Source organism: Paenibacillus sp. FSL H8-0315, from assembly GCF_038005365.1.
GTDB lineage: Bacteria > Bacillota > Bacilli > Paenibacillales > Paenibacillaceae > Paenibacillus_AQ > Paenibacillus_AQ odorifer.
Genome location: NZ_JBBOTA010000001.1, coordinates 6,180,427 through 6,198,549 on the forward strand (window position 1 = coordinate 6,180,427; position 18,123 = coordinate 6,198,549).

Consider the following 18,123-nt stretch of genomic DNA (forward strand, 5'->3'; position numbering starts at 1 on the left):
TAGTTTAAAAGGATTAACAGCAGAAGGGGTTTCAACTAGTCATGTGTAATGGCTAAGTTGAAACCCCTTTTATAATGTAGGATTAGTCTACGAACTTTCGGATCACAATAACAGCATTATGGCCGCCGAAGCCAAATGAATTGGAGATGCCTATTTCGAGATTAGCTTTTCGTGCATTGTTAGGTACGTAATCCAAATCACAGATGGAATCAGGCGTGTCCTGATTGATGGTAGGAGGAATGATCCCTTCTTGGATACTCTTAACTAAAGCGATGGCTTCTAAGCCGCCAGCGGCCCCTAAAGCATGTCCAGTCATGGACTTATTAGCGGTTACGGGGATGTGGTAGGCATGCTCGCCAAATAATTTTTTAATCGCTAGGGTTTCAGAATGGTCTCCTACTACTGTACTTGTCGCATGCGCGCTGATTACATCTACATTGTGGGGCTGGAGATTAGCTTCATTTAGCGCTAACTTCATAGCTTGATAGGCACCCATTCCCTCTGGATGAGTGGCAACCATATGATAAGCATCAGAGCTAGCACCATACCCGATCACTTCGCCGTGAATCTTGGCGTTTCTACGCTGAGCATGGGAGAGTGATTCAAGAATGACTATGCCGCCACCTTCACCGATTACAAAGCCATCCCGTCCTCCATCGAAAGGGCGGCTCGCTTTAGTAGGCTCTTCATTTCGTGTAGATAAAGAGGTGGCATTCCCGAAGCTGGCCAGCGAGATTCCAGTAATAGCAGCCTCAGAACCCCCGGCTATAACGATGTCCGCACCGCCATAACGAATTAAACGGAAAGCCTCGCCAATCGCAGTATTGCCAATAGAACAAGCTGTTACTGGAGACATGGTCGGGCCGAGAGCTCCAAATTTAATGCTGATCATCGCCGCAGCCATATTGGAGATCATCATGGGAATTAAGGTAGGGCTGACTCGATCAGGTCCACGATCTTTGAGGACCGTACCTTGATCCATCAAGGTCTGAATTCCTCCAACGCCAGATCCTACATAAACGCCAAGTCTCTCCTTGTCAATCTTATCAAGCTGGAGGCCAGAATGTTTCCAAGCCTCTTCAGTAGCTGCGAGGGCAAACTGACTGAACCTGTCCATTCGGCGTGCCTCTTTACGGCCATATCTGCCCTCTGCATCGAAATCACGTACTTCGCCAGCAATCTTCGTCTTAAAACCTGTTGTATCAAATGAAGAGATCGGGGATATACCCGATTCACCAGAAATTAGCCGATCCCAAAATTGCCCGATTGTATTTCCAAGTGGTGAGATTAAGCCCATGCCTGTAATCACTACGCGTTCCATAATGAACCTCCTCAGCTAGTGTATACTAGTATTTTTCCACTTTATTTATCCTATTACAAGTTATCGTTTATCCTAGTATAATTTGTACTATACTAAAGGAACAGGAATCCCAAAGTGGAGGTAGCTTATGGCTAATCAAACAAGATTACAAGCATTATCCGATTTTTTGAAAGCACGTCGTGCGGCAATTTCACCAAGCGCTGTAGGCTTGCCAGAAGGCACACGCAGAAGAACGCCAGGACTCCGCAGGGAAGAGGTTGCACAGCTTGCAGGGGTAAGCAGTACCTGGTATACGTGGCTTGAACAAGGCAGAGATATAAAAGTCTCGTCATCTGTTTTGGACTGTATTGCCACTGCACTTAGGCTGACTAAAGATGAGCGGAAGTATCTTTTTGCACTGGCTTTAGAAACTGGAACCGGAACCACACCTTATCCGCAAGATGAATCTTCTGTAATTAGTCCTTCGCTGCAGAAAATTTTACAGGAACTTAAATATTGTCCTACGATAATTTCTGATAGACGTTGCGGAATCGTCGGTTGGAATGAAGCTGCCGCCCATGTTTTTCTTGATTTCTCAAAGCTGCCCATCGAAGAGCGGAATATGATCCGATTGTTATTTGTTCGTAAGGAGTTTAGGCGCTTAGCAGTGAATTGGGAACAATTCGTCAGCGGATATCTTTCTATCTTCAGAGCGTATTACGGACAGTATGTAGAGGATCATTGGTATGATGAATTTATAGAGGAATTGAAAGAATTGCATCCGGCTTTTAATGAGATGTGGGAGAAAAGTAGGGTTAGCTCGGCCCCGGATGTGTTACTAGAATTCAGACATGGCAAGGCGGGGAAAATGTTATTTCATCTAACCTCTTTGCAGGTTCATGGCAGTGCAGATTTACGCTGCAGCATCTATACTCCTGCGGGAGATTCGAATACTGAAACCAAGCTAAAGCAGCTTATGGAGCAGCACACAATAGAAGGATTAAGCTAGATTCACATAGAGAAGCATCCCTAGCTGTACTTCCAGCTAGAGATGCTTAATGCTACACTATTAGAAATCTGATGTTGAAATTTCAATAGTTCCGAATGTGGTGCCAGCAGGAGTGCTTAAGAGTGCAGCTACCAAAAGGGCATGAACTGCAAGCGTAAGGCTATTAAATGCTGGAATCGTGTATGTGATAACTGGAGCATTCACACGAGTGATTACTAAATCTACTGGGAAGTTGGAGTTATTGTTCACAGTAACAGCAGCGTTAATTCCACCTGCAAGGTTTTCATAATAAGATTTACCAATGACAGGGGCTAAATTGAAATATTGAAGCGGTAATACGATGGCCATAGTAACGACCTCCTTTTCGTTTGATAGGATATTCTATGTTGAAAATCTATTAATGCTAGAGCGAATGCCATGGTGAATTAGCACTTTTTAATAGAAAAAACCGGGGATGTCCAATAGCCACTTAGAAAGCGGCTGGGACATCCCCGGTTTATTTTCGTACGCTTATTCCGTTTTATTACGATAAATCAGATACAGTATCAATCCGAATAGCATGCCGACAAACGACATTGCGGAGATCGTTAAGTAAAGAGCTTTACCCCCAAAGGCATCATATAATGCCCCACCAGCATAAGAAGCCAGGATACCTGATACACCGAAGAACAATAGTGCAAGGACGGTTTGCCCTGTAGCACGCCATTCCTCGGGTACAATGCTGTACAGGTATTGAATAGCAGCCGAGTAGAACACAGGGAAGGTAAGAATTTGCAGAATCTGCAAATACGCTAACAAGTGTGGATCAATGATCCAAGCTGAAATAAAGAAACGAAGGAAATAGAAGGCTCCGGAAATCGATATGATGATCAGTTCTTTTCCTTTTCGCAACCACCAGAAGCTTAATGCAAAGACAATAATTTCACTAATTGCCGCGAGGAAAAACGATTGGCCTACCAGTTGAGGACTGCCACCAAGCTCACGAATATAAACTCCAATAAATGTATCGTTCATTCGTGCGGGTACAGAGCTAATAAATATGAGCACCAGAAACATCAATGTCTTTTTGTTGCCAAAAAAGTGCTTGAGGCTATCCAGCGTGACCGGCTTACCTGTGACGGGGGCATCTGGCATGTTCCAGCTTACTATAAAGCTTATAAGGCAAATGGCAACAAACAGAAGAGCTATTCCATGAGAGCCGAAAAAACCAAGCACATAGCCAGTAATCAGAGCCATTACACCATAACCTAGCGCACCATATGTACGGATAGAACCATAGCTAATTCCAGCCGCCTCAGAGACTCGGAAATTCAAGCTTTCTGTCAGCGGATCAATGGGCATCAAGAAGAAATACAGCAGCATAGCAAAAAGAATGAGAACAACGTAACTGCTGGAATCGAACAAAAAGTATCCGGTTACCGCTGAGCATAACAGCAGAGCTAACAGCACTTTGCGGATGGTCTTTGTTTTATCACTGATCATCCCCCATAAAGGCTGGGCAACGATGGTAACAAAACCACCAGTTCCAATAATGAAGCCGATTTGCGATGGGCTTAGACCTTGTTCACTTAGATAGACTGGCAGAAAGGGAATAAACATGGCTAGCAGAGCAAAATACAAAAAGTTAAACCCTCGTAAAAGATTTGGTGCATTCATAAGTTTTTTTACCTCACGTGTTAGAAAATTTGTATAGAGTCAATTTTGCTATTGTATCATGGATAATAAATGATTAGGATATAAATCTATTCGCAGAACTGCTCAAGATGACCCTAACCCTCTATAAATTTCTGGCTGTAATATGATAAACTGGTTACTATCAAAGCAAAATGCAAGGAGAAACGTTAATGATAAAGTTGGTATCATGGAATGTGAATGGTCTTCGGGCCTGTGTGAAAAAAGGGTTTGATGATTATTTTAAGGAAGTAGAAGCAGATATTTTCTGTGTACAGGAGACGAAGCTGCAAGAAGGGCAGATTGTTCTGGAACAGGGTGAAGAATACTATCAATATTGGAATTATGCAGTGAAAAAAGGGTATTCAGGCACAGCTATATTCACCAAAATCAAGCCGATCTCTGTGAGATACGGAATGGAAGAGGATGAAGAAGCGGAAGGCCGGATTATTACGCTGGAGTTCGAACATTTTTATCTAGTGAATGTGTATACACCAAATGCCAAACGAGATCTGGCTAGATTGGATTACAGAATGGAATGGGAGGACCGCTTCCGCAATTACCTTCTGGAACTGGACAAGCTAAAACCAGTCGTTGTATGCGGCGATATGAACGTAGCCCATCAGGATATTGATATCAAAAATGCTAAAGCTAACCGCGGAAACTCTGGCTTTACCGATGAAGAAAGAGGAAAAATGAGTACGCTGCTGGAGTCCGGCTTCATAGATACCTTTAGATATTTTCATCCAGAGCTTGAAGGCGTTTATTCATGGTGGTCTTATATGCCGAAGGTGAGAGAACGGAATGTAGGCTGGCGGATTGATTATTTCCTAGCTTCTTCTAGACTTGCACCTAATCTGCTGGATGCCCAAATCGATTGCCACATTATGGGGAGCGATCATTGCCCGGTCATCCTCAAGCTTGCTGATTTCACAGACTAGAATCGAATATTTAAAAGGCCGCTAAGTCTCTTTAAAGGACGAAGCGGCCTTTTTTATTCATTAAGAATTATAGTCTGCCCATGATCTCAGGGAATTCAGTCGGTCCCATATTCACATTAAACTTTTGTTTAAGAATTAGCTGATTCTCTAGTAAGATTATTTCAAGAGTTATGCAGAAAGGCATTTCAATAAACAATAAAGTAAGCTGTAGCTGATCATCAGCAACCCAAGTAAAGCTGGACATGATTCGGTTCAAGGAAGCATCAATGACCTGTGCGAAGCTTTCGAGCCATTTCCCTCGACCAAGACAGATCACAGAATCCTCTCCAGTCTTAAATTGTAAAGTAACTGCAGCTTCGTTGTTATTGAAAGAGATAGAGAAGGTGTCCAAGGCAAATTGGTTGTCATCGAGCTTATAGGTTAAGCCGTTTATTCGTTCTTCTTGTGATGAAGAGGGCTGCAGTTGTGGCGGTTGGATAGATAAATTCTTTAATTGTTCAACCAAGTGGGCAGAAGCAGCCGGCTCTAATGGCAAGGGAGCTGGCTTCATCGCGGGAAGCAGATGTTCCCACACAGCATTCAACATTCCTTGTATACTGTCTGATGCAGCAGTAGTAATAATTACGGCATCTTGCTCCGGAAGCACAACACAGAGTTGACCGAAGGCGCCATCTGCCCGGTAGCCACCGTGCTGGCATTGCCAGAACTGATACCCATATCCCATTGCCCAGTCATGATCACCTTCGCCATTGGAAATATGTTTGGAAGTAGCCTCATTAATCCACTTTTCAGGCAGAACCCGTTGATTATTCCAGATTCCTTTTTGTAAGTATAGCTGGCCGAATTTAGCGATATCCTCGGTTGTAATGTTTAAGCCAAATCCCCCTGTGTTAATTCCACGTGGACAAGACTCCCACGTTGCACCGTGAATGCCCAGAGGAACGAAGAGGCGCGGTTCTAAATATTCTAGCAATGTTTGGCCAGTAACCCGTTGAAGGATCGCGGCCAGCATGTAAGTAGCACCGGTATTATATAGGAAATGTGTACCCGGTTGTTTCTCGACGGGGACGGAGAAGAAAGCTTTCACCCAATTCCCGTCGGTACTTTTGCGAAGGGTGTCCATAGTATCCACGACATGCCCGGTACCCATCATCAATAGATGTCTGATTGTCATATTGGATAGATTCTCCGTGATAGTCGAAGGAGCCTCTTCAGGGAAAAAGGAGAGGACAGAATCATCGAGGGTGACAAGTTTCTCAGTAACAGCAAACCCGATTGCGGTTGAGGTGAAGCTTTTGCTAAGGGAAAATAACATATGCGGAAGAACGGACCTGTAAGGAGCCCACCAGCCTTCAGAGACCACATAACCATGTCGTAATAGCATAAAGCTGTGCAGGCCTAAATTTTGTTCCTCTACTGCACTAATAAAGCTGGATATTGCGGTTGATGAAATCCCCTGTTCTTCTGGAAGACTTCTAGATAACTGCAAGCTGCTTGTAGTCTCCATACGCTCATCTCCTAAATTTTGAGAATGCTCACCTCCTAATTCTATAATAATTTCCAATGTAAAAATACCATTTAAAAAATAACTAGTTTAGCTTTCTACAGGGCTGTTGCTGGATACATCAGATTGGAGCCGTTTCTCTGGCCAAGAAATAACATGAGAAGTTCGACTTAGTTTCTCATATATTAGCTGAGTTTCTTTTTTGAATATACTAATGACTAAATGAATAAAGAAAGCCAAGTCTATCAATAGAACAAACAGATGAATAAGCATATTCCATACGGAGGAAAGATTCCCTAGAAGGGCGGAATCAAGCAAAAGAGCGTGAATCCCAAGCAGCACCCAATATAGCAGGCCATATCTGATCATCAGAGCCCAGAAAAAAGCATGATTCCCGCTGCTCTTCACCCGAATCCGCACCATCCATTTCCCTAAGGTCCGTCCGCCCGTGAGAGCCGGAACAAGCATGAAGTAAATACCAGTTACAATCCAGAAGGCAGCTTTTATATCGAATCCGAAGAGTACCCCAAACCCGATGCTCCACACCATACTATCGATTAGAAAAGCTATTCCTCTGCGGGTATAGGAGACTCTTTTGGCAGAGCGGTCAATGTTTGTATCCAGTTGTTCTATACGTGGCAATAGCCCGGAGATCCAAATGGAAATTCGAAATCCAAAAATCCCTCCGATTGTGTTGGTAATGAGATCATCGACATCAAAAAGACGGTAAGGATGATCGAAGAAACCATAAATTCCTGTAATCTGCGTGATCTCAAAGGACAAGGAAAAGGCAAAGGATAGTAGAATGCACACGACCCAGCGTGTACGAAAATAATAGCCCAGAAACATTCCAAACGGTACGGTCAATGCAACGTTAAAAATGACCTGTAAAAATGCAGGCTCACGCAGTAATGACCAGTAGGTCGAGATTTGTTCAGGGATGATTGACGATCCATCCACAATATCCTGAATAAACTGAAGGGGAATGAATTGGACGACACTCCCAGAAGGTGCTGCATTGTGCCGGGAGGATGGAAAAGGAAGCAAGACAAGAAAATAAGCGTTCATCAGATAGAGCAGCAGCAGATATAGGATTAAAGCTCTAAGCTTATGTATATAGCCATGTCTGCGGTATTGTACGATAAGAAAAGGTAGTGTGAAGACCAGCGCTGCTATTGGAAACATCATGAACGCATACGAAATTGGAAAAAAGTACGAATGAAACATAAGTCACCTGCCGTGGAATTGTTTTTATAAGAAAATTGACTCTACTTGGAAATAAGCTATCCCCGGCTCATTATAAGTTTTTATGATAGGGAACTCAACTAATTTATCGAACGTTTCCGGCATACATATGTCTATGAAGGAGCGTGAAGTGGATGGAGAAAAAGGTTCAGCAGTATTATCGGCTCAAGCAAAAGCAAAAGGATATTGAAAAAGAATTGGCCGAGCTTCGTCAGGATATTTTAAATTATTGTAGTGAGCAGGAAACTAACGAGACTGAAATTGGCCGCTATAAAGTGAAGCTGGTCGTGCAAAACCGCAAAGAATATGATGATGCAAAGTTATATGAGACCTTATCAGACCCCGAAGTGTGGCGTTTGCTCTCCAAATCAGATCCGGCAAAGGTGGCAAGCTTGACCAAGTTGAATGTAATTTCAGAGGATAAAATCATGCATACTTATGCTTTGAAGACAGTGACACTGTTACAGGTGGATAAAAAATAGGGATTGAAGTGAGCGGTTCCTCGCGGGAGCCGCTTTATTTGGCTCATAACTGTCCAGATTAAGGAAATATGTTACAGTATTAGGGTGGAAGGGAGGTTGAATAGTGAAAAAAATAATCATCGGAGGCGTCATGGGCTTAACGATTTTACTTTTTTTCTTCTTTATTTTGCGGCATAATAATCAATCACTTGAGGTGAAACCGGATATTATGTTCCCAACAACGGAATACAGGGTGACTGATAGTAGTGCTCCAGGATTACCTATGCTTATAACTGCTGAAGGGGCGGATGTTATTAAGATACAGGCTACATCCGGCAATTTATTGTTATGGACTCCCCCTGACTACAAGGTGCATAACAAAGGTCTTGAGCTGAAAATCAAATCTGGAGATCAAATTTATTGGAGTCCAATGGATGGGGGGAATAAGCAAATAGATGAACCTCAGGATACCAAGATCACAGTGATTACTTACCATAATGATAAGCAGATCGGAACGTCCAATGTAGAGATTCATAAGAATGATCTAGGTGTCTATACAGGTGAAATACCTGAAGTGAAGTAGCTGAGAATCTAAATCGAATCGCAACTATCCTCGTTTTGCGTTAAAATAAGAAGTGAAGCTGACCGAGTGCTTATAGCAACCCTAGAGATGGAGGAAGAGAATTCATGAAAGATTTTGAAGTAATGCTGGAGAAATATGCGAACCTAGTTGTAAAAGTAGGAGTAAATGTACAGCCTGGACAAGTCCTTATGGTACATGCACCGATAGAAACCGCAGAACTTACTCGCTTGATTGTAGCGAAAGCCTATGAAGCGGGAGCTAAATATGTAATTGTTGACTGGGACGATGAAGCAACTACACGGATCCGTTATGAAAAAGCCCCAGAGGATTCTTTCGATTACTATCCACAGTGGCAGGCTGAGATGATGGAGAAATTCGCGGAAGAGAATGGTGCCATCTTACATATTAAAGTACCTGATCCTGAACTGTTTAATGGCATTGATTCTTCTAAGGTATCTAGAGCAGTCAAAGCAGCGGCTGTTGCTCGCAAGAACTACTCCAAATATACTCGGAACAGCAAAATCAGCTGGTCTCTGGTCAAAGCGCCAACACGTGCTTGGGCGAACAAGGTTTTTGCCGATCTTCCTGAAGAAGAGCGGGTAGAGGCGATGTGGGAAGCTGTATTCCAGATGAACCGTGTGGGCAGCAATGATCCGGTAGCTGCTTGGAGAGAGCATATTGGTCAGTTGAAAGAAAGTCAGGACAGAATGAACGCTAAACGTTATAAAAGCTTGCATTACCGTGCTCCGGGAACGGATCTGCATGTAGAGCTTCCGGAAGGCCATTTATGGCGCGGGGGTGGCGGTGAGAATGATAAAGGCGTATATTTTGTAGCTAATATGCCAACGGAAGAGATTTATTCCATGCCCCATCGTACTGGCGTTAATGGCACAGTTAGAAGCACGCTCCCTCTTAATTTGAATGGACGGTTAGTTGAAGGACTTTCATTCACTTTTGAAAAAGGGAAAGTCGTAGCTTATGAAGCTGAATCCGGACGCGAACATTTAACCTCACTGCTGGCAACGGATGAAGGTGCATCTTATCTAGGAGAAGTAGCCTTAGTGCAGCATGATTCTCCAATCTCTCGCTTGAACCGCATTTTTTACAATACAGGGATTGATGAGAATGCCTCCTGCCATTTCGCGCTAGGAAGTGCTTATCCTGTAAATATTGAAGGCGGCACAAAGCTTACGAACGAAGAGCTTGTGGCTAGAGGAGCTAATGTCAGCTTAACTCATGTCGATTTTATGATCGGTTCAGCAGAGCTGGATATTGACGGAGAGCTGGCGGACGGCACGATTGAACCCGTATTCCGTAAGGGAAATTGGGTGTTGTAAGGAGAAGAAAAAAGCCGGATCTCTTCCAATGAGATTCCGGCTTTTTTTGAGTGCCTATATTGGTCATTTTTAGATTGAAAAATAGTTAAGACTCATAGCCTCACGTACTTCGGCCATTGTTTCTTGAGCAATGCTGCGGGCATGCTGTGTTCCAGAGATTAAGATTTCCTGCACAAGCTTGGGCTTAGTAGCATAATAGGAACGAAGCTCTCGCATCGGTTCTATAAGCTGATCTAGAGCTGTCGAAATCAACTGTTTGCAAGCAGAACAACCCATGGTACCCCGCTCACAGCCTTCACGAATTTCGGTTACCCCCGCTGAGCGAAAAGCACCATGATAAGCAAAAATAGGACAGATATCTGGATGTCCAGGATCATTTTTATGCACACGCGCTGGATCGGTTGTGGCTTTTCGTATCTTAAAGATAATCTCTTCCTTAGTGGAGTCCAGCTCGATGGCATTGCCAAGGCTTTTACTCATTTTAGCGTTGCCATCCGTACCCACAAGCCTCGGAGTCTCACTGATCAGCGCTTTGGGTTCCACCAGTATCGGGCTGTACAGCTCGTTGAATCTGCGGACGATTTTACGGGTTAATTCCAGATGAGGGAGTTGGTCTTCCCCTACAGGAATTATCGTTGCTTTACAAAATGTTATGTCAGCAGTCTGACTAACTGGATAACCAAGAAAACCGTAATACAATTCATCTAAGCTCGAATTTTTCGATTCGGCTTTAATCGTGGGATTATGCCGTAAAGAATTCACAGTAACAAACATAGAGAACAAGATGGTCAGCTCTGCGATTTCAGGGATCATCGATTGAATAAATATAGTTGTTTTCTCCGGATTTATACCCGCAGATAAATAGTCCAGTGTGATCTCATGCAGATGTTGACCCAGCAGCTGTGGACGATCAAAATGGGTCGTTAGGGCTTGAATATCCGCTAAAAACACAAAAGTTTCATATTGCTCCTGAAGGGCTACTCGGGTCTGCAAGCTGCCGGCGTAATGGCCAAGGTGAAGCTTTCCAGTCACTCGATCTCCAGTTAAGACACGTTCGTTCATCATATAAATTCCTCCTGTTATTTAGCATTTGGTTACACTCGAGTCGCCACCACCAGCCATCATCCATGGCCATCACCTCCTTTAAATGACAAAAAAACCTCATCCAATAAGGACGAAGTTGTCGTGGTACCACCTTAAATGATCGTGTCACCTTACGATTCTTGGCTTTCGATCTTCTCTTACCTGTACGGAGAGGTTGAATTTATTCTCGATACAGGTCCCTTGATAACGGCGGGAACCCCGGTTTTCCCTACTGCATCCATTAAGATAGTTCGGAAAAACAACTATAAAGGCCATTCGAGCATACGCTGGTCACCGGTTCGCACCTACCACCGGCTCTCTGAAGACCATGTTCGTCTGTCTACTTACCCTTTGTCATCGTTGTTCATGATATGTGAATTATTGTAATTCTGAACAGGGGTGTTGTCAATGAGTAGAAATCGTATGGTGATTGACGAGGTATCTAGGTTTATATGATCTAGCAAAGTATACCTTAAATGTATATAATCATCAGGAATTAAGTCCAATCTATCATTGTGGATTTACAATATACTACTCTATAACCTTGAAATGGAGTGATGATAAATGGCGACAATAATAAGTTATGGGTCACAGGCAAAAATCCCGTTAGATCCGTTTACTACTGCTATAACGGTTGCAGGGATTCCTGGAGCTGGAGCGGGTTTAGCTACAGCGCAAGTAAATATTAGTCCGGCTAATCCGGCTTCTTTCTCCAGTAGAGTCGAGTTAAATGGAAGTTTTAGTCTTACTGCACTTGCTAATAGCCAATTTCTTGTTATCATCCGACGAGCTGGAGTCGATATTTATAGATCCTTTTATCGTTTTACTACAATTACTGATATTCAATTAAGTGCTCAGTGGGTCGATGGTGCTTATATTGGAGTCCACAACTATGAATTGGTAATTCAGAATGATAGCAACTTGCCTATTAATCTATTTGGACCCATATCATTCACAGCAACTGCTATTGGAGGAGAGGGCGTAATTTAAGTTATGTTCCTGTGCGCCATTCAAGGGACGGGTGAATCAAAGCTTTGGACAGTTGAATCGATCTGATTCAGCTGTCCTTTTTTCGTGGGCATATAATTGAAGTACAACTCTCACAGCATAAATCTCCAACCATTTCCTTGATATAGCGGTTTATTTATTTAAGATGTTATCCTCTAAAACAGCGTATTTATCACCGTATTGTTTAATGATATGTTGTTCTCCCCAATTACATAATGCAGTCAAAATATCGCTTAAACTATCCCCATATTCACTAAGCTCGTATTCTACTTTTGGTGGAACCTGATTATAAACAATTCGGTTGATGATTCCATCTGCCTCAAGCTCGCGTAGCTGCTGGGTTAACATTTTTTGAGTAATGCCCGGCATCAACTGTTTTAACTCGGAGGTGCGTTTTTTGCCATGAGTTAAATGACATAGAATTACGCATTTCCATTTCCCTCCGATGACCTCTAGGGTGGCTTCAACAGAAATATTGTATTTTTTCTTGACAGTTGTTGTAGATGTTGTTGTCATGATAACCTCCAAGGTATGGGTACTTTTTAGCACCTATGGCACTTTTGAGTGCGTACTATTGATTATGTCCAATATAACTCATCATAACATTTTTCGTTCAATTTTTATAGAATGCTATAATTTAGAGAGCTTTGGGCGAAAAAAAGTTAAATGAAATAAAAACCGTTTCTATACCTCCCCCGTCTTAATCTATGAAAGGTTGAAGAGAGGAGGCTAAGGAAGGATATGACGATGACTAATGCAGAAATGAAAAAAGTAACGATTCTTGATACTCGGAGCGAGACAGATTTTTACGATTCGATATTGGTACATAGAGAACAATTGTACAGTATTGCTTATAGTTACTTGCGGAACCGAAACGATGCGCTGGAAGCGATGCAGGAAATGACTTGCCGGGCTTGGATTAAAAGAAAAACTTTAAAGGACCCCAAAGCATTCAAATCATGGATTATTCGAATTCTAATTTATGTCTGTATAGATGAACAAAGACGGAGAAAACGTTCCATGCCGCTGGTAGATGAAAGAATAGGAGAACAGGTCACACACATTGGCCATCATCGGATGGAAATGCTGTGGGCACTCGAGCAGGTTAAGCCCAAGTATCGCCATGTGCTGCTGCTAAAATACTACAACGATATGACCTTGACTGAGATCGCTAACATTATGAATAAACCCGAGGGGACGGTTAAGACTTGGCAGCATAAGGGGCTGAAGCAGTTGCGAACCATCATAAAGAATCGGGGTGAATGGAACAATGAGTAGTCAAGAGGAGCTTGCCATGTTAAGCGATGCCGAACGTATCCCACAAGAACAAAAAATAGAGAATGCAGCCGCTCAGATCTATGCGATCCAAGCAGGTTTGGAATTAGGCAAGAAACGTGGCAGAAGGTTAATATTCACAAAAAGTGCGATGTCTGTGCTGGCGGCTGCAGTGATGATAGCGGGCTTGCTGTTCTTCAATCCAACCCAGCTGTTGCCACAGCAAGGGACTTCGAGTGTTGATACGTTCGATTGGGGCGTATTGGAGCCTTTTAAAACATTGGCTGCAGCTGATATTGATGCTCTTACACTAGAGTCTGCAATCCGGAATGATTATGTACAAATCGTTAATAAGAGTGCTGAATCAAATGGATATAAAATTACTCTAAATGCTGTGCTTGCTGATGAAAATAAAATCATGCTGCTGTATACAGGGACAACAAGTGATGGTCAGGAAGTGTACAGTGTTAATAGTGTGAAGCTGACAGAAGTTGAAACTGGACGAGACGTAATGGAGGAGAATGGGAATAGGGGCGGAATGGGAGCACACGCAGAGGGAACCATATATACTTGGCTCGGTAAAACTGTATTCTCACTGGACCGAAATAAACCAAGGCCAACAGACGTAGTGGCGGATTTTCAGATTGCCTCTGTAGACCCGGGAATGTTAAGTAAACCGAAAACAGGAACGGTTTTATCCGACATGCGGTATTCTGATCGTTTAAAAGTGAACTTCTCTATTGATCCTAAGTTTTGGGAGCAGAAGACGGAGACATTAGTTGTAGACCACCCCTTCATAATTGACGGACAGGAAGTAAAACTAGCCGAAGTCGAGCTTTCTCCGTTAAGCATAGCGCTCAAATTTACGATAAATGAGGAATTGAAAACGGATTGGATCGTCCGAAATGAACTGTTTCAAAAGCTCCCCTATGAATTAACAGCGCAGGTTGGGAAGCGCGACATTAAAATTAATCCGAATTCTGGTAGTGGATCTGATGACGGATTTATAAGTTACTTCAGCAGTAATGTGTTGGATCACCCGAAGTCACTGCGACTGAAACTTAATGCGGGGGCAGATCGAGAGAAAGAAGAGTATATTGATATTCTGAAAAAATGAGCGGTAAGCGATATTAGTGAATATGCGTTGGGAGTTGTAATATAGAAAAAGGCCGCTGGTTGCGGCCTTTTTGTTATTGTTGGGACATTATACTAACTTTGCGAGTTACCTTTTAACACCAAACACGCCACTTGTTAAATGAGAACAAACTCCTGATGCTCCTATCGGGACTGTATGTGCATAATGCTCCTCAGGTTTCTCATGTTACTCACGCTTCTCACGTTTCACAGGTTTCTCACGTTTCACAGGCTCCTCACGTTTCACAGGTTTCTCAGGTTTCTCATGTTCCTCACGCGCGTAACACTCCTAACGGACTGTATTGCAGCTATTTTAGCTTTTTTGAGCATTTTGCTGAGTTTTCGGACTGCATAGCTCTTATTGGTCTAAATCCACACCAAAATTGAGCATATTGGGTTGAATAGCTGCATCTGAGTCCGATAGCACTGCGAAATGCCCGGATTCTTCGAAATAAGGGCCCCTGTGTCCGAACCATCTGCCTCGTAAATACTGCACTGTAAACTCGCCATCTGACCTCGTAAATACTGCACTTTAAACTGTAAATCACCGTCTGAGCGTCTTAGCTATTTCGGCAGAACAAAAGTGGCATTAGTGCGGTACAAAAGAGTTGCTAATGTGGCAACTAAGTTAATAACGCTCCTCAGGTTTCTCATGCTCCTCAGGTTTCTCATGCTCCTCAGGTTTCTCATGTTCCTCATGTTCCTCACGCGCGTAACACTCCTAACGGACCGTATTGCAGCTATTTTGGCTTTTTTGACCATTTTGCTGAGTTTTCGGACTGTATAGCTCTTATTGGTCTAAATCCACACCCAAAATGAGCATATTGGGATGAATAGCTGCATCTGAGTCCGATAGCACTGCGAAATGCCCGGATTCTTCGAAATAAGGGCTCCTGAGTCCGAACCATCTGGCCTCGTAAATACTGCACAGTAAACTCACCATCTGACCTCGTAAATACTGCACTTTAAACTGTAAATCACCGTCTGAGCGTCTGAGTAATTTCGGCGTACAAAAGTGGTGCTAATGTGGTCCTAATATGGCGTTAATATGGCGCTAGTAGCACTAATATGGCACTAATTTGGTGCAAAGGTGACGCTAGTGTGGCAACTACTAAGTCAGTAACTTTTCTCGTTGTAGTTATGGGAGTATGTGTTCAGTAATTAGTTAGTCGAGTTAGTTGCTGTAATTTGTTTTCAACCATTCCTTGTTTGACCAGGACAATTTGCCTGCCCCTGAGCCGTCAACAGCGGTAAGTCTAGATTTTAGACTAGCTGGGTCATCTGAAGTGTAGCTATAAGGTAGTGTTGTGAATCCGTTCCATGCAAATGCTTTAACGGCAGCGGGTACAGGGGAGAGAGGGCTGTTCTTAGATGTACTGTCTCCTCTGAACGTTGCTCCATCTAGTGAATAGATCGTATCTAAAGCTGCGATTGCACCCGTATATTTGCTATTACTTGCATCCGCTTGATTGTTGCGAAGAGGATACACTACATCAATGATTACAGACCTTTCAAGTAATACAGCTCCTCCTTCTGTAGAGATGGCTCCGTTACTTGTAACCCCGAAATGATACCCCTTGCTTGAGATCGCTTTTTCCATAGCGGAAGTTAGACGTTTTTTAGCCAATCTGGTATCTTCGTTGTCCATTACAATGTTATAGGCATGCGCATTACCACTACGAAGGCGGGGCATGCGGTCTTGTATATCTTTATAGTAGTTGTGATGGAGCGTTACAGAAAGAAGCGCATTATCAGCTGCAAACTCTGTTGCGCCTATTAAGTGGCCCTTTTTTTGACTAGCGGCAATCGCAATGATGTCGTCTTTACTTAGGCCAACTGAGCTGCTTCTTAAATAAGCGTACATGGGATAGGCAGCCTTGTTGGCTTCCATAGCATTAATTTGCTGAGTAACCCAGCTGTTTGCGTTTCTATCATCCCCTAAGAAGGATGACCATGAAATGGTGACGCCGTTGCTGCCTTTTTTAACATCGACAACTCCGTCATAAGATTTATTGAAGGTGCAGTGGTCGATCCATATGTTGTTGCTGTTCTCAATGGTGATGTAGTCCCAGTCGTTTTTATCGTAATTTCCTTTGGTTGCTTCATCCCATTCCCACAGCTCATCAAATTCAAGGTTGCGGATGATGACGTTAGAGCTTCTTTTAAAAGTAAAGGCGGCATGTTTAATGGTTGCACCCTTAGCAGAGAAAATGGTCAAACCGTCGAAGTTGTCTATAGACACTTTGCTGACACCAGTCTCTATTAATACGGGATGTGTTAAAGCATTGTTATGAGCGCTAAATGGGGAGATCTTTGCTGCATCAGAAATTTCATTCCATCCCAGATCCAAGTCGTTCATAATTTCAATAACCTTTATTTTGGATCCTTTTCTCAGTGCAATGGCAAGATCTTCTGCGGTATATACCTTTTTATAGAGTGGACTGGTTTCTTGGATATTTCCACCACCTGTTGTTCCTGTGGCAAACCCAGCCAAATCATATTCACTAACCTGAACCGGTGTCGGCGTTGGTGAAGCAGTCGGTGTCGGTAAAGCAGTTGGTGACGGCGTGAAAGTCGGAGTCGGTATTGCAGTTGATGTTGGTGTAGCCGTCGGTGTTGGTGAAGCAGTCGGTATCGGCGTAGCAGTTGGTGTTGGTGAAACAGTCGGTATCGGCGTAGCAGTAGGTGTCGGCGTAGCAGTAGGTGTCGGTGAAGCAGTAGGCGTTGGTGAAGAAGTCGGTATCGGTGTAACAGTCGGTGTCGGTGTTGGTGTAGCAGTAGGTAATGGCGTAACAGTAGGTGTTGGTGAAGCAGTCAGTAATGGCGTAGCAGTCGGTGTCGGCGTCGGTGTAGTGCCAATGGTGTCAGAAACGGTCACATTGTCGAACATTGTAATAGTCTTAAAGGTAACGAGCCCTGCTGCACCTTTTTTTAATTTGGAATCGGAAGCTGAGAGCTCCAGCGTATCATTTACATACATGTTGATGATATTTCCGCTCATTTCGAGTTTTACGTTATACCAAACTCCTGTTTGCAGAGCGTAAGGTTTGCTGGTCAAAGTTGTAGTAGATCCAGAAACCTTCTTTCTGATTTCCAGCATGCCATCATTATTATTATACAAAGAAGCTGCATAAAAATTATTTCCATCTATGTATCTGCCCGCAACATAAGTTCTGTTTGAGCCATTAAAATCAACAACTTTTACATCCGCTTCCACAGTGTAATCGCTCCAGGCTGGATCACCTGCAGAAGTACGTCCTTCTTTTGTGGCAGACTGGTAATATACGCTGTTGCCTTCGTCCTCAACAATAGTCCAATTCCCACTAGTGGATGTCCATAGATTATCGCCCTTTTCAAAGCGGTCTTGGAAGAAGGTAGAAGCACTTGCCGGATACACAATAAAAAGAGAAAAGAGCAGGGTAATGCACATAATAACACTCGCATTTTTCTTGAATGATTTTAGCAAACTCATTGTAATCCTCCTTATGTATTTATAAATTTATATTAATATAAATACATATATCGGAAATAAATATAAGTAATAATATGATTATAAAGTCCTTTTTTTAATT

At 43.0% G+C, this 18,123-nt stretch carries 16 protein-coding genes and 1 other annotated feature; of the genes, 8 read left to right on the forward strand and 8 right to left on the reverse strand.

The window, feature by feature from the left end; translation table 11 throughout:
* Positions 1-82: 82 nt before the first annotated feature.
* A complete protein-coding gene (gene fabF, locus MHB56_RS26875; protein ID WP_248548116.1) occupies positions 83-1,321 on the reverse strand; it encodes a beta-ketoacyl-ACP synthase II in 1,239 nt (412 codons plus the stop codon).
* 127 nt (positions 1,322-1,448) lie between these two features.
* Between fabF and MHB56_RS26880 the strand changes: the two genes are divergently transcribed.
* Positions 1,449-2,309, forward strand: a complete 861-nt coding sequence (locus tag MHB56_RS26880) for a helix-turn-helix transcriptional regulator (protein ID WP_076189911.1) — start codon at positions 1,449-1,451, stop codon at positions 2,307-2,309.
* A gap of 60 nt (positions 2,310-2,369) precedes the next feature.
* Here the strand turns inward: MHB56_RS26880 and MHB56_RS26885 are convergent, their stop codons facing one another.
* Positions 2,370-2,657, reverse strand: coding sequence for a hypothetical protein (locus tag MHB56_RS26885; RefSeq protein ID WP_076125983.1), 288 nt, complete (start codon positions 2,655-2,657; stop codon positions 2,370-2,372).
* A gap of 162 nt (positions 2,658-2,819) precedes the next feature.
* Complete coding sequence (locus MHB56_RS26890; protein WP_248548118.1) at positions 2,820-3,965, reverse strand: MFS transporter; 1,146 nt, start codon at positions 3,963-3,965, stop codon at positions 2,820-2,822.
* Positions 3,966-4,156: 191 nt separating this feature from the next.
* Here MHB56_RS26890 and MHB56_RS26895 point away from each other — a divergent pair, with 191 nt between their 5' ends.
* Positions 4,157-4,921 (forward strand): exodeoxyribonuclease III, encoded by a 765-nt coding sequence (locus MHB56_RS26895; RefSeq protein WP_076279814.1) that lies wholly within the window; start codon positions 4,157-4,159, stop codon positions 4,919-4,921.
* 67 nt (positions 4,922-4,988) lie between these two features.
* Here the strand turns inward: MHB56_RS26895 and MHB56_RS26900 are convergent, their stop codons facing one another.
* Both MHB56_RS26900 and MHB56_RS26905 read right to left on the reverse strand, forming a co-directional pair.
* Positions 4,989-6,428, reverse strand: a complete 1,440-nt coding sequence (locus MHB56_RS26900) for a serine hydrolase domain-containing protein (protein ID WP_341144207.1) — start codon at positions 6,426-6,428, stop codon at positions 4,989-4,991.
* Positions 6,429-6,515: 87 nt separating this feature from the next.
* On the reverse strand, positions 6,516-7,652 hold the full coding sequence (locus tag MHB56_RS26905) for a VanZ family protein (RefSeq protein ID WP_076279803.1): 1,137 nt from the start codon (positions 7,650-7,652) through the stop codon (positions 6,516-6,518).
* Positions 7,653-7,804: 152 nt separating this feature from the next.
* On the opposite strand from MHB56_RS26905, the gene MHB56_RS26910 reads away from it, so the two are divergent.
* The 3 genes from MHB56_RS26910 (at position 7,805) to MHB56_RS26920 (ending at position 10,051) form a co-directional block, all read left to right on the forward strand.
* Positions 7,805-8,152 (forward strand): hypothetical protein, encoded by a 348-nt coding sequence (locus MHB56_RS26910; protein WP_076219158.1) that lies wholly within the window; start codon positions 7,805-7,807, stop codon positions 8,150-8,152.
* A 103-nt stretch (positions 8,153-8,255) separates the two neighbouring features.
* Complete coding sequence (locus MHB56_RS26915; protein WP_076301838.1) at positions 8,256-8,714, forward strand: hypothetical protein; 459 nt, start codon at positions 8,256-8,258, stop codon at positions 8,712-8,714.
* Between the two features lie 104 nt (positions 8,715-8,818).
* Positions 8,819-10,051 (forward strand): aminopeptidase, encoded by a 1,233-nt coding sequence (locus MHB56_RS26920; RefSeq protein ID WP_076189916.1) that lies wholly within the window; start codon positions 8,819-8,821, stop codon positions 10,049-10,051.
* A 69-nt stretch (positions 10,052-10,120) separates the two neighbouring features.
* Here MHB56_RS26920 and trpS read toward each other — a convergent pair whose 3' ends face one another.
* Positions 10,121-11,116, reverse strand: a complete 996-nt coding sequence (trpS, locus tag MHB56_RS26925) for a tryptophan--tRNA ligase (protein WP_341144208.1) — start codon at positions 11,114-11,116, stop codon at positions 10,121-10,123.
* A gap of 102 nt (positions 11,117-11,218) precedes the next feature.
* Positions 11,219-11,501, reverse strand: a binding site (T-box leader).
* 197 nt (positions 11,502-11,698) lie between these two features.
* Between trpS and MHB56_RS26930 the strand changes: the two genes are divergently transcribed.
* The gene (locus tag MHB56_RS26930) at positions 11,699-12,124 is read left to right on the forward strand and encodes a hypothetical protein (RefSeq protein WP_036686349.1); all 426 of its coding nucleotides are present in this window, start codon (positions 11,699-11,701) and stop codon (positions 12,122-12,124) included.
* A 150-nt stretch (positions 12,125-12,274) separates the two neighbouring features.
* Here MHB56_RS26930 and MHB56_RS26935 read toward each other — a convergent pair whose 3' ends face one another.
* Entirely contained in the window at positions 12,275-12,658 is a 384-nt protein-coding gene (locus MHB56_RS26935) for a winged helix-turn-helix transcriptional regulator (protein ID WP_076125996.1), read from the reverse strand.
* 225 nt (positions 12,659-12,883) lie between these two features.
* Between MHB56_RS26935 and MHB56_RS26940 the strand changes: the two genes are divergently transcribed.
* On the forward strand, positions 12,884-13,420 hold the full coding sequence (locus tag MHB56_RS26940; RefSeq protein WP_036686352.1) for a sigma-70 family RNA polymerase sigma factor: 537 nt from the start codon (positions 12,884-12,886) through the stop codon (positions 13,418-13,420).
* Complete coding sequence (locus MHB56_RS26945) at positions 13,413-14,534, forward strand: DUF4179 domain-containing protein (RefSeq protein WP_341144209.1); 1,122 nt, start codon at positions 13,413-13,415, stop codon at positions 14,532-14,534. Before MHB56_RS26940 ends, MHB56_RS26945 begins: the two co-directional genes overlap by 8 nt.
* 1,191 nt (positions 14,535-15,725) lie before the next feature.
* Here the strand turns inward: MHB56_RS26945 and MHB56_RS26950 are convergent.
* Complete coding sequence (locus tag MHB56_RS26950) at positions 15,726-18,023, reverse strand: pectate lyase family protein (RefSeq protein ID WP_341144210.1); 2,298 nt, start codon at positions 18,021-18,023, stop codon at positions 15,726-15,728.
* Positions 18,024-18,123: the final 100 nt, after the last annotated feature.